Origin of the sequence: Streptomyces spororaveus (assembly GCF_016755875.1) — a bacterium.
In the GTDB taxonomy this organism is placed as follows: Bacteria; Actinomycetota; Actinomycetes; order Streptomycetales; family Streptomycetaceae; genus Streptomyces; species Streptomyces spororaveus.
This window is the reverse complement of record NZ_BNED01000005.1, coordinates 3,306,547-3,318,231: the sequence shown is the minus strand read 5'-3', so window position 1 is coordinate 3,318,231 and position 11,685 is coordinate 3,306,547. Positions and strand designations below refer to the sequence as shown.

The 11,685-nt window shown below is 72.8% G+C and carries 13 protein-coding genes; 10 read left to right on the top strand and 3 right to left on the bottom strand.

Features of this window, described 5'->3' with window-relative positions:
- Nucleotides 1–37 precede the first annotated feature (37 nt).
- The 5 genes from Sspor_RS17040 (at nucleotide 38) to Sspor_RS17020 (ending at nucleotide 4,417) form a co-directional block, all read left to right on the top strand.
- Nucleotides 38–415 carry a PadR family transcriptional regulator gene (locus tag Sspor_RS17040; RefSeq protein ID WP_237403895.1) on the top strand — a complete coding sequence of 126 codons (378 nt, stop codon included), beginning with the start codon at nucleotides 38–40 and terminating at the stop codon, nucleotides 413–415.
- The gene (locus Sspor_RS17035) at nucleotides 412–987 is read left to right on the top strand and encodes a hypothetical protein (RefSeq protein ID WP_202199907.1); all 576 of its coding nucleotides are present in this window, start codon (nucleotides 412–414) and stop codon (nucleotides 985–987) included. The genes Sspor_RS17040 and Sspor_RS17035 overlap by 4 nt, the downstream gene beginning before the upstream one ends.
- Nucleotides 988–1,114: 127 nt before the next feature.
- The gene (locus Sspor_RS17030) at nucleotides 1,115–2,347 is read left to right on the top strand and encodes an alpha/beta hydrolase (RefSeq protein WP_373318788.1); all 1,233 of its coding nucleotides are present in this window, start codon (nucleotides 1,115–1,117) and stop codon (nucleotides 2,345–2,347) included.
- Between the two features lie 199 nt (nucleotides 2,348–2,546).
- Nucleotides 2,547–3,629 carry an alpha/beta hydrolase gene (locus Sspor_RS17025; RefSeq protein WP_237403894.1) on the top strand — a complete coding sequence of 361 codons (1,083 nt, stop codon included), beginning with the start codon at nucleotides 2,547–2,549 and terminating at the stop codon, nucleotides 3,627–3,629.
- Nucleotides 3,626–4,417 carry a trypsin-like serine peptidase gene (locus Sspor_RS17020; RefSeq protein WP_202199906.1) on the top strand — a complete coding sequence of 264 codons (792 nt, stop codon included), beginning with the start codon at nucleotides 3,626–3,628 and terminating at the stop codon, nucleotides 4,415–4,417. Before Sspor_RS17025 ends, Sspor_RS17020 begins: the two co-directional genes overlap by 4 nt.
- Before the next feature lie 24 nt (nucleotides 4,418–4,441).
- Here Sspor_RS17020 and Sspor_RS17015 read toward each other — a convergent pair whose 3' ends face one another.
- From Sspor_RS17015 to Sspor_RS17005, 3 genes are all read right to left on the bottom strand, one after another.
- Nucleotides 4,442–5,386, bottom strand: coding sequence for an EamA family transporter (locus Sspor_RS17015; protein WP_202199905.1), 945 nt, complete (start codon nucleotides 5,384–5,386; stop codon nucleotides 4,442–4,444).
- Nucleotides 5,387–5,430: 44 nt separating this feature from the next.
- Complete coding sequence (locus tag Sspor_RS17010) at nucleotides 5,431–6,249, bottom strand: isocitrate lyase/PEP mutase family protein (RefSeq protein ID WP_202199904.1); 819 nt, start codon at nucleotides 6,247–6,249, stop codon at nucleotides 5,431–5,433.
- A 98-nt stretch (nucleotides 6,250–6,347) separates the two neighbouring features.
- Nucleotides 6,348–7,442: a pyridoxal-phosphate dependent enzyme gene (locus Sspor_RS17005; protein WP_202199903.1), complete on the bottom strand. Its 1,095-nt coding sequence runs from the start codon at nucleotides 7,440–7,442 to the stop codon at nucleotides 6,348–6,350.
- Between the two features lie 286 nt (nucleotides 7,443–7,728).
- Here Sspor_RS17005 and Sspor_RS17000 point away from each other — a divergent pair, with 286 nt between their 5' ends.
- The 5 genes from Sspor_RS17000 to Sspor_RS16980 all read left to right on the top strand — a co-directional run bounded on the left by Sspor_RS17000 (nucleotide 7,729) and on the right by Sspor_RS16980 (nucleotide 11,527).
- Nucleotides 7,729–8,898, top strand: coding sequence for a DUF4190 domain-containing protein (locus Sspor_RS17000; RefSeq protein ID WP_202199902.1), 1,170 nt, complete (start codon nucleotides 7,729–7,731; stop codon nucleotides 8,896–8,898).
- A gap of 137 nt (nucleotides 8,899–9,035) precedes the next feature.
- Nucleotides 9,036–9,788: a GntR family transcriptional regulator gene (locus tag Sspor_RS16995; RefSeq protein ID WP_202199901.1), complete on the top strand. Its 753-nt coding sequence runs from the start codon at nucleotides 9,036–9,038 to the stop codon at nucleotides 9,786–9,788.
- Between the two features lie 521 nt (nucleotides 9,789–10,309).
- Nucleotides 10,310–10,495, top strand: a complete 186-nt coding sequence (locus tag Sspor_RS16990; protein ID WP_030012541.1) for an SPOR domain-containing protein — start codon at nucleotides 10,310–10,312, stop codon at nucleotides 10,493–10,495.
- A 39-nt stretch (nucleotides 10,496–10,534) separates the two neighbouring features.
- Complete coding sequence (locus Sspor_RS16985; RefSeq protein WP_202199900.1) at nucleotides 10,535–10,945, top strand: (deoxy)nucleoside triphosphate pyrophosphohydrolase; 411 nt, start codon at nucleotides 10,535–10,537, stop codon at nucleotides 10,943–10,945.
- Between the two features lie 153 nt (nucleotides 10,946–11,098).
- Nucleotides 11,099–11,527, top strand: coding sequence for an ATP-binding protein (locus Sspor_RS16980; protein ID WP_202199899.1), 429 nt, complete (start codon nucleotides 11,099–11,101; stop codon nucleotides 11,525–11,527).
- Nucleotides 11,528–11,685: the final 158 nt, after the last annotated feature.

Here is an 11,685-nt window from a genome sequence, read left to right as displayed (position 1 = left end):
TTGCGGCGCAAGGGAGTCGATGACTATCTTGTGCCGCATGACAAAGGAGCCGGCGGCGACCGCCGACCAACGGCGCAGCCAGCTCCTGCGCGGGGTGCTCGACCTCTGCCTGCTGTCCCTCATCGCCGAACGTCCCAGGTACGGCTTCGAGTTCGCGCAGGCCCTCGCCGACGGCGGGCTCGACCTCGTCAGCGACGGCAGCATTTACCCGCTGCTCGCACGGATGGAACGGGCGGGGCTCATCTCCTCGTACCGCGCCCCGTCCCCCAGCGGCGGAGCCCCGCGCAAGTACTACCGACTGACCGGGGCCGGGCGGGCCGAGCTGAGCGGGGGGCGGGGCGACTGGCGGTCCTTCGCCGGATCCGTCGGCCGGATCCTGGGCGCCGGCACATCCGAGGGGGAAGCCGCACCATGACCAACGAGCAGATACTCGCCGCCTGCCGCAGCAACTGGGAGTACCGGGGCGTCGGCGAAGCGGCCGTGCGGGAGATGCTCGACGAGCTCTCCGCACACCTGGAGGACGCGGAGGCCGCCGGACGCACCGGCGAGGACGTCGTCGGCCCGGACGTACGGACCTTCGCCGCGGCCTGGGCGCGGGAGCGCGCCCCGTTCGCCCGGCGGGCCCTGCGCACGGCGGCCATGGCCTGCTTCATGGTCGGCTGCCTGCTGCTCTTCTCGTTCCTGCTCCGGTGGACCGTCCGGCTGACCGTGACCGCCGACCACCTCGCCTTCTGGGCGGCCATCGGCGCGGCCACGGTCGCCTGGGAGCTGCGGCGGGGCGGCATACGCCTGCACCAGGGGTGGCTGCTCTCCTTCGTCGTCGGCCTGCCGGTGGCGCTCCTCGTCAGGTGGCTGGTCGGCAAGGGGGAGCTGTTCACGCTCCCGCTGTGGGCCGTGCCGGTCGTGCTGCTGCCCTCGCTGCCGTACGTGGTCTCCGACGCGCGGGCCCGCCGGAACGCGAAGGCCGACGCACCCCGGCCCCGCTGAGGAACGGTTGAGATCCCCGGCATGACTTTGCTCTCTTTTGGAACTCCGCGGGGGGTTCGCGCATCACAAGAAGGGGAGCCAGCCGTTCTGCCCTCGGGGGCAGTCATGACCGTTCGGAGCGAAGTTCGTGCACCAGTACCCGCAGCGTCCGCGGCCTGATGAGCAGCCGTCGTACCAGGAGTACCCGCCCCAGGAGCAGCATCCGGGGCACCAGGACTTCCCCGGGTACCCCGGCCCGCCGCAGCAGCGGCCGCCGTACGGGGAGCGGCCGCCCGCCACCGCCCGGACCCCGGAACCGAAGCGCTCCCGGCGCCGAATATGGATCGGCGCGACCCTCGCCCTCGCGCTCCTGCTCGGCGGCGGCGGGTTCGCCGCCTGGAAGCTCGACTGGTTCTCCGGCAACGGCGAGGACGTGAGCTTCGGCAAGAACACCACGCCCCCCGCCACGCGCAAGGCGGACCCGAGTGCCCCGGCGACCGCCGCCACGCCCTCCGGCGACCCGGACGTGCTGATGCCGACCGGCCCCAAGTCCGGCTTCAAGCAGACCTCCAAGCTCGAAGACGGCACGATCATCGCCAAGACCCGCCTGGCCGGCGCCAAGTCCGGCTTCGAGGGCAACGTATGGGTGTGGGCGCCCAAGGAGTACGAGGACCCGAAGTACGCCAAGAGCGCCTTCCCGGTCCTCATCGCGCTCCCGGGCGGCAACGGCTTCCCCGACAACTACTGGGCCGACTACAGCCTCGGCCTCCAGAAGGCCATCAGCGACGGCACCAAGGCCGGCACCAGCCTCCCGTTCATCGTGATCATGCCGGTGCTCAACCCGGACGCCAAGTACTACTACGACGGCTCCGACATCCCCGGCCAGGCCAAGATGGGCACGTGGATCGCCGAGGACGTCCCGGACTTCGCCAGGGCCAACTTCCGTACGTACAAGTCCCGTGACGGCTGGGCCTTCATGGGCTCCTCCTCCGGTGCCTTCGTCGGCATGAAGACCGTCCTGCAGTACCCGGACAGGTTCAAGGCCGTGATCGCCAGCGGCGGCGAGATCGTCCCGGACTCCCCGCTGTGGAAGGGCCACCAGGCGGAGATGGACGCGAACAACCCGGAGAAGCTCGCCCAGAAGCTGATCGACACCAAGGGTCCCGAGGTCTACATCAACTTCCAGGTCGGCACCAAGGAGAGCGGGAAGGAGCGGATGACGAAGTTCCAGCAGCAGTTCGGCAAGGGACCGATCAAGATGACCATCCGCGACATCCAGAACGGTGAGCACAACGGCTGGCACTACGTCCGGGGCATGAAGGAAGGCTCCCTGGAGTGGGTCAGCAAGGTCCTGAAGGGCCCGAAGCCCGAGGCCGGCTGACCGGGCCGGCCGCGGTCCCGGATGCGGCCCGGGGTCCGGCCCCGGGCACGGTCCCGGCCGGGCGCGTGTCGCTCGCCACGTCACCCCCGTCCCAGGCAACCCATCCCGTCGTTCATACCTCTGTAAAGGGTGTAAGGGGGACCGATCGGTCCGGCCCGCGCCTCTGACCGGGCGCCGGAGAAGGAACGGGACAACAACCGTGCAGCAAGACCAGCAAGGCGACGGCATCCCTGTGACCGAGGGCGGCCGTCGCCCCCACCGCCTGCGCATGATCCTCATCAGCGGCGGGCTCGCCCTCACCCTCGCCGGAGGCGGGGCGGCGGCGTACGAGTACGGCCTCTTCTCGGACATAGGGGATCCGGTCTCCTTCGGCAAGGTCCAGGAGAAGGCCGGCGCGGCCGCCGACGTGCCGCCCGAGGTGCTGATGCCGACCGGGCCGAAGGCCTCGTTCGTCCGTACCTCGCGGCTGCCGGACGGCACCCAGATCGGCCGCACCACCCTCACCGGCAAGAAGTCCGGCTTCACGGGTGACGTGTGGGTGTGGGTACCCAAGGAGTACGACGACCCCAAGTACGCCAGGAGCGGCTTCCCGGTCCTGATCTCCCTGCCCGGCGGCCGCGGCTACCCCACCAACTACTGGGGTACGGGTCCCGGCCTCGGCCTCCAGCAGGCCGTGAGCGACGGGGTCAAGGCCGGCACCAGCCTGCCGTTCATCCTGATCATGCCGGTGCACAACGCCGACACCAAGCACCACTTCGACGCCTCGGACATCCCCGGCCAGCCCAAGATGGGCACCTGGATGGTCGAAGACGTCCCGGATTTCGCGAAGGCCAATTTCCGGACCTTCACCTCCCGCGACGGCTGGGCCTTCATGGGCTCCTCGGCGGGCGGTTTCGGCGCCTTCAAGCACGTCCTCAAATACCCCGACCGGTTCAAGGCGGCCATCGCGAGCGGCGTCGACATCGTCCCCGACTCCCCGCTGTGGAAGGGGAACACACAGGCCATGGACGCCGACAACCCGGAGAAGCTCGCCGCGAAGCTGATCGCCGCGGGCGGTCCGGACGTCTACATCAACTTCCAGATCGGCACCGCGGAGAGCGGCCGCGACAAGGCCGAGAAGTTCATGAACGACTTCGGGAAGGGCCCCGTGCACACCTCGCTGCAGGTGATCCAGGATGGTGAGCACAACGGAAAGTCGTACGTGCGCGGTATGAGGGAGGGCTCCCTGGAGTGGATCAGCAAGGTGATGAAGGGACCGACACCCGATCCCGGCGTGCGATGAGCACGGTGGTGAAGGGGGCGTCGGCGGCCGCCGCGGCGGGGGTCGCGGCGGTGTTCGCCGTCGCGTTCCTCGAAGCGCCCGGCGAGCGGCCGGTGCTCCCCTTCCCCACCGTCGGAGTGCTCATGGCGGGCGGCGAGCACTGGTGCACGGCGAGCGTGGTCGACAGCCCCGAGGGCAACGTCGTCGCCACCGCCGCGCACTGCGTGGCCCCCGCGGGCGAGGACGGGCAGCCGGGCGAGGTGGCCCACGACGGCCTGGCCATCGGCGAGCTCTCCTTCGCCCCGGCCTTCTCCGGCGAGGGCGCCGGCACCCAGCCGCTGGGGGTGTGGAAGGTCAAGTCGATCCACGTGGACGACCGCTGGACGAAATGGGGCGAGGACACCGCCGACTTCGCCTTCCTCACCATCGAGCCCGACGCGGACGGGCGCAGCGTCCAGGACGCCGTCGGCGGCGGTGCCGAGGCCCCGAAGCCCGAGTGGACCTCGGGGTACGAGCGGGACGTGACGGTCGTCGGCTACCCGGAGTCCGAGCACAACCCGCAGAACAAGCCCGTCTCCTGCACCACCCAGACCCGCCACGACGAGGACGACCCCGACATGCTCTACATGAGCTGCGCCGGGTTCTGGACGGGGACCAGCGGCAGCCCCTGGATCGCGGACCGGGGCGGGCCGGACCGGGCCGGCCGGCTGATCGGGGTGCTGAGCGGCGGGGACACGGACGTGGACTCCACGGCCGCGCTGTTCGACGAGCACGCCAAGGCCCTGTACGAGCGGGCCGCGCGGGGCTGAGCGGTGCGCCCCCCGCGGCCGGCGCTACTTCTTCCGCTCGGTACTGACGATCACGCCCACCGCCGCCACGACGATCGCGCCACCGACCAGGATCGGCCAGGTCAGGGCCTCGCCGAGGACGAGCGTGCCGAGCGCGACGGCGACGACCGGATTGACGTACGCGTAGGTGGACACCAGCGACAGCGGCGCGGCCTGGAGCAGCCACACGTACGCCGTGAAACCGACGAGTGAGCCGACGGCCGTCAGGTAGCCCAGGGCGAGCCAGGAGGCGGTGGAGAACGCCGCCGGGTCCAGGCCGTGGTGCTCCCCGCGCAGCAGGCCGACGACCACGGCGGCGGTCCCGCCCGCGAACATCTGGTAGGCGCTGCCCGTGAAGGGGTTGGCCGGCAGCTTCAGCCGGGGCGCGGTGAAGGAGCCCAGCGACCACAGGACCGAAGCCGCCACCACCAGCAGCACCCCCGACAGCCGCACCGCGCCGCTGAGCCCGGGGCTGGTCAGCACCGCGAGCCCGGCGAGACCCACCAGCACCCCGGCCAGGGTGCGCAGCGGGGGCCGGTCCCCGGTGCTCGTCCGGAGCACCACGACCCACATCGGCACCGCCGCCACCAGCAGCGCGGCGAGGCCCGACGGCACCGAGGTCTCGGCGAGGACCACCAGGCCGTTCCCGCCGAGGATCAGCAGCAGCCCGACCAGGGCCGCCGAGCCGACCTGGGCCCGGGTGGCCCGCAGCGCGGCCGGACCGTACCGCCAGGCGACGACGGCCGTCAGCAGCAGGCCGGCGGTGATGAAGCGGGCCCCGGCGGAGAGGAAGGGCGGCATGGTCTCGACGACGATCCGGATGCCCAGGTAGGTCGAGCCCCAGACCACGTAGACGAGGGCGAGGGCGGCCCAGACCGCGCCGGGGATCCTGCCTCGGGTGGTGGTGGCCGGCCCGGTGGCCTTGCCGTCGACCGGGGTTGAGGTGCTCATGCTCGGATCCTAGGGTGGCCGGACCGTGCCCGCTCCGGGATATCTCAGCTCTTGAGCAGGGCGTTCAGCTCGCCGTAGGGCAGGGAGTGCGCGAGTGCCCCGTACGTGCCCTCCGAGGCCAGCTCCTCGGCGGCGCGGCGGACCACGGCGTACGCGGCTTCGGCGACCCAGGAGCCCAGGCTGACGCGGGAGACGCCGAGGGCGCCGAAGGCGGCGACGTTCGGGGCGCCCGGGCCGAGCAGGATGTTCAGCGGCGCGTCGATGCCCTTGGCCAGCTCGGCGACGGTGGCCGGGTCGAGGACGCCGGGCACGAAGACACCGGAGGCTCCCGCCCGGAGGTACGCGGCGGCGCGGGCGAGGGTGTCGTCCAGGCGGGTGGCGTCCTCGCCGAAGCCCCGGAGGTAGGTGTCGACGCGGGCGTTGATGTAGAGCGGGACGCCGGCGGCGTCGGCCGCGGCGCGGGCCGCGGCCAGGCGCTCGATCTGCTCGGCGGGGTCGCGGTGGCCGTCCTCGATGTTGATGCCGACCGCGCCGGCGTCCAGGACCCCGGTGACGGTCTCGCCCACCGCGGCCGGGTCGGCGCCGAAGCCGCCCTCGATGTCGGCGGTGACGGGCACCGAGACGGCCGCGACGACACGGGCGACGAGGTCGAGGGCCCGGTCCCGGGCGAGCGCGTCGCCGTCGGGGGACCCGAGGGACCAGGCGACCCCGGCGCTGGTGGTGGCCACGGCGGGGGCGCCGGAGGCCTCGACGATGCGGGCGCTCGCCACGTCCCAGGCGTTGGCCAGGGCGAGGGGGGCGGCGGGGGTGTGCAGGGCCGCGAAGGCGGCGGCCCGGGCGGCGTGGTCAACGTGGGTGGTCATGGGGCCAGTTCACCAGACCGGGTGCGTCCGGGCGCGCGGATTTCCGACACGGACGTGGGGGTGCCGGGCCGGGCCCGGCAAGATCCGGAAGAGACGGCCTAGGTGCCCGCCCCGCAGAGGGGGATCACGGCGGTGCGGCCCTGGAGGAGATCCTCGGGGGCCGACGGGCCCACCGCCGCCCAGCAGGCCGCGGACGTCGGCTCCACGGAGAGGCCGCGGCGCGCCAGATCCTGCTGGGCCGCGCGCAGCCGGTCGTCCGGGACGGTCACGACGGCGCCGCCGGACTTGCGGACCGCCGCCAGGATCTGACGGGCGCGCGGAGGCGCCGGGATGGCGATCCCCTCGGCCAGGGTCGGCCGCTGCTCCACCGGAGCCGCCTCCTCCGCGCCCGCCGCGAAGGCCTGCGCCAGCGGGGCCACCGCCTCCGCCTGGACCGCGATCAGGGCCGGCGGCCTGACCCCGCGCCGGGCCAGTTCCTCCACGGCCAGGGCGGCCCCGAGCAGCAGGGTCCCGTTGCCCACGGGGACCACCAGGGCCTCCGGGAGCCGGCCGCCCAGCTCCTCCCACACCTCGTACACGTACGTCTTGGTCCCGTGCAGGAAGTACGGGTTGAACACGTGGCTCGCGTAGAAGACCCCGGGCGCGTCCGCCGCGGCCCGGGCGGCCTGCGCGGTGGCCTCGCGGCCGCCGGGGACCGTCCGGACGGACGCGCCGTGCGCCCGGATCCGTGCCGTCTTCTTCTCCGGCGTGTCCTCAGGCACGAAGACCTCGCACTCCAGTCCGGCCCGCGCGCAGTACGCGGCCACCGACGTCCCGGCGTTGCCGCTGCTGTCCGCCACGACCCGCTGGGGCGCGAGCCGCCGGGCGAGTTCCACGAGCATCACCGCGCCCCGGTCCTTGAAGGACAGCGTGGGCATCAGGAAGTCGAGTTTGGCGTGAATCCGCTCCGCCAGCGGGATCAGCGGGGTGTGCCCCTCGGCCAGCGACACCGAGAAGGCGCCGGGGAGCGGCAGTACGGGCGCGTACCGCCACAGCGAATTCGGCCCCGCGGCCGGCTCCAGTACCGCGGCCGGGTCCGGGGTGAAATCGAGGTCCCAGGGTCCGCCGCAGACGGGGCACGCCCACGGGGCGGTCCGGACGTCCGCCCGTGTGCCGTCCTCGGAACAGACGTAGCCGGGGAGTGCGTGCGTCATGTGTGGAACACCTCTGCTCGGTCATGGCCGGTGTACGGCACGGATGTTAGTCGCCCGTCACCCGCGTGCGGCGGCGCTGCGGCACGCCGTGCCCGTGCCGTGCCGGGGGTGTCCGGGTTCGAGCCCGGTCAGGGCCCGTTCCGCCGGAGCGCCGGGGGGCGACCGATCCACGGGCGTCCCCGCTGCGTACTATTTCGCGCATTCGTTCGCGCCCACCGCGGCGCGCCCCGCGATGCCGCCCCGTGCCGCAGCCCCGCGCTGCCGCCCTGCGATGGAGTCCGTTCCCGTGAGCACCCCGCCGAGTCCTCCTCCCGGACCGGGCCACTCCTGGCCTCCGCCGCCCCCGCGGCAGGGCTGGGGTCCGCCGCCCGGCTACGGACAGCATCCGCCGGCGCTCAACGGCTTCGCGCTCGCCTCGCTGCTGTCCGGGCTGCTGTGCCTGCCGCCGCTGGGCATAGCCTTCGGCATCGCGGCCCTCGTGCAGATCACGAAGCGGGGGGACCGGGGCAAGGCCCTGGCGATCGTGGGCCTGGTGGTGTCCGTGGTGATGACCGGCGCAATGGTCTTCGCCGCCGGGCGGGTCCTGAGCTCCATCGACGACCGGGTCGAGTCGCTGCACGCGTATGCCGACGTCGAGGGCGAGCTCACGGACCTCGGCGACCTGCGGGCGGGCGACTGCTTCAACGTCCCCGGCGGCGACCTGATCGACGAGCGGCCCGCGACGTACCGGATCGACTGCGCGCAGGTGCACCACGGCGAGGTCACCGCCGCCAAGGTGCTCGACGGGCCGGACGTTCCCGAGTCCCGTGAGGCCGACCGCGCGTCCGAGGACGCGTGCTGGAAGGCGCAGGACGAGTACGCGATGGACACGTGGGCGCTGCCCGAGTACGCGGAGATGTTCTACTACGCGCCCTCCCGCCAGTCCTGGCACCAGGGGGACCGGATGCTGCTCTGCGTGATCGGCACGACCGACGAGGAGTGGCGGGGCAGCCTGCGCCGGGACGCCGCCATGCTGAAGCCGGGGCAGTCGGCCTTCCTGCGGGCCGCCAACACCGTCGAGTTCGTCGTGAGCCGGCCTCCCGACGGCGACGTGGAGGACGTGCTGCCCGAGTACCGGGCGTGGGCGCGCGAGGTGCACACGGCACTGGGCGCCGAGGCGAATCTCCTCCAGGGGGACGCGGCCCTGCCGGGGATGGAGAAGGCCGTGCCGGCGCAGCTGCGGGAGATCGAGGCGGCCCGGGCGCAGTGGCAGCGCGCCTCGCTGGCCAGGACGCCGGAGGAGTTCGACAAGGCGTGGGACCGGGCGCGGGCCGCGATGAGCCTGGAGACGGAGAAGGCGCTGCGCGGTGCGTACGGGCTTTCGACGGTGATTCCGCAGTGGCTTCAGGACAGCGGGGGCGGCCCGGACGACCGGGACGACGGGTCCGGCGAGGGGCCTTCGTCCGAGTCGGCGTGACGGCAGCCGCATAACGCAGGGTAATGGGTTTGAGTGACCTGGCTTCATCACTTCGAGTGAAACTCTGGCCCTTGCTTGCGGTCTTCAACCGTCGGTTGCCAGGGTGTAGCTGTCTGTCAACCTGATGGGAGTGGCCAGTGACTTTCGGTGAGCAGCCGGCCTATCTGCGCGTGGCCGGGGATCTGCGACGGAAGATCGTCGATGGTTCTCTGCCCCCGCACGCCCGGCTCCCCTCTCAGGCACGCATCCGCGAGGAGTACGGGGTCTCCGACACCGTGGCTCTGGAGGCGCGCAAGGTCCTCATGGCGGAGGGGCTGGTCGAGGGCCGGTCCGGATCCGGCACGTACGTACGGGAACAGCCGGTCCCGCGGCGGGTCGCCCGCGCCGGCTACCGCACGGGCGGCGCCTCGACGCCGTTCCGGCAGGAGCAGTCCGACCCGGGCACGCGCGGCACGTGGGAGTCGGGCAGCGAGCAGACGGGCGCGCCCACGGAGATCGCGAAGCGGCTCGGCATCGAGCCGGGCGAGCGCGTGATGCGGACGAGGTACGTCTTCCGCGACGCGGGGGAGGTGATGATGCTGTCGACCTCCTGGGAGCCGCTGGCCGTCACCGGCCGGACCCCCGTGATGCTGCCGGAGGAAGGGCCGCTGGGCGGCTCCGGGGTGGTCGACCGGATGGCCGCGATCGACGTCGTCGTGGACAACGTGGTCGAGGAGGTCGGCGCCCGGCCCGGTCTGGCCGAGGAGCTCCTGCTCCTCGGCGGTGTGCCGGGGCACGTGGTGCTGGTGATCGGCCGCACCTACTACGCCTCCGGCCGCGCCGTGGAGACGGCCGACGTGGTGGTCCCGGCGGACCGCTACCGCCTGGCGTACCACCTGCCGGTGAGGTGACCGCTCCCGCCACGGTCTGAACCCCCGGGCGCCGCCCGGGGGTTCACGCGCGCCCGCCCGCCGTGCGGCCCGCCCGCCGTGCGGCCCGCCCGCCGTGCGGCCCGCGCGGCGCGGCGGCCCGCACGGCGCCTGGCGCGGCGCCCGCGACCCGGCGGGTTTCGGCGCGATGGCGAACGCCCGCACGGTCCCCGCCCGGGCGTCCCCGGACCGTTCGGTCCGCATGCCGGGACCCCCTCCCCGCGCGCCCCGGCCGGGCTCGCGCCGGACGTGCCGCCGCGTCCTGGGTGCCACCTGCGCGGATGCCCGCCCCGCGGTGGCGCGGCGGCCCCGCCCCGGCGTCCGGTGCGCCCCGTTCGAACCGGCGCGCACGGCCCACTCGTACGCATGGCCGGATGCGTACGCCTGTGAGGTACCTCTTCGTGAAAAACCGTATCCGCTCCGTAAAGGTCGGGCGTAAGCTCGGGCATATGCGCAATGCGGTTTCCCGGACAGGTACGTACGTCGGCGGAGGGTGAAACGCAATGAACGACAGCGGTGCCCTGCTTCCGTGGCTGGTCATACGCGAGGACGACAACGGCAACCGCTACCGGGTGGGCCGGTACGCCACCCGGGCCGAGGCCCAGAAGGTCGCCGACAGCCTCGAAGACCGAGGCCACAAGCAGCTCTACTGGGTCGAGCGGATCGGTCAGACCGCCACGATGAACTGAGCGTCGCAGTGCCCCGCGACGCTGGCATAGGCTCCGCCCATGACGGTACGAGTGGTCGTGGGCGGAGCCCTTTGTCATGAGGGGCGCCTGCTGGCCGCCCGCCGCAGCGCACCGCCCGAGCTCGCCGGACGCTGGGAGCTGCCGGGCGGGAAGACCGAGCCGGGTGAGTCCGTCCCCGACGCGCTGGTGCGCGAACTGCGCGAGGAGCTCGGCGTGGAGACCGAGCCGCTGGAGCGGATCCCCGGGGAGTGGCCGCTGCGGCCCGGGCTCGTCCTGCAGGTGTGGACCGCCCGGCTGCTCTCCGGCGTGCCCGCCCCGCTGGAGGACCACGACGAGCTGCGCTGGCTGGGCCCGGAGGAGCTGGAGTCGGTGGACTGGCTGGACCAGGACCGTCCCGCGGTCGCCGAAGCCGGACGCCGGCTGCGCCGGGGCGGCGGCGGGGGCGCGTGACGCGCGCGGTGTAGGCCGTCTGCGCCACAGTGCGCCGGTGGGCGGGGATCGAGTGGTACGACGTCCCAAATATCGGGTATGTCGCTATTAATCCCTATCTCGTCCCTCTTTCGTCCCCGACGAACCGGACTGGGGTCGCTGCTGGCCCGGGAAGTGATCGGCGTGATCGACACAGACGGTGAGTGCGCGGAGTGGGCCTTCCCCGCCGAGCCCGGTGCCGTCCGCACAGCCCGCCACGCCGTTCGCGGCACCTTGCACGACTGGGGCCTGGAGGTCGTCGGCGATGTGACCGTCCTGCTGGTCAGCGAGCTCGTCACCAACTCGCTGCGGTACGCGTCCGGCCCCATCGGAGTCCGCCTGGAGCGGCGCAATCCAGCCGTCGGCAGCTCCGCGGGCGGCTCCGCCCTGCTCGTGGAGGTTTCCGATCCGCTTCCGGATCCGCCCCGTGAGCGGGTCGCCGACCACGACGACGAGGGGGGCCGCGGCCTGCACCTGGTCGCCGTCTCCTCACAGCGCTGGGGGACCCGGCACGGGAAATCGGGCAAGACTGTGTGGTTCGAGTTGGCTCTTCCTGGTGAGTAACAAGGAGAACGGTGGCGTGTGACCTTCCGCATGCACCTCCCGGCGGCAGTCTGGGTAGGCGCTCGGAGGAGATCGCGTGACATGGCTCGAAATCATCGAGACCGTGCTGTGATCGTGAACGCCGTGCCGTCCGGGGCCGTGGTGCTGAATACTTCGGT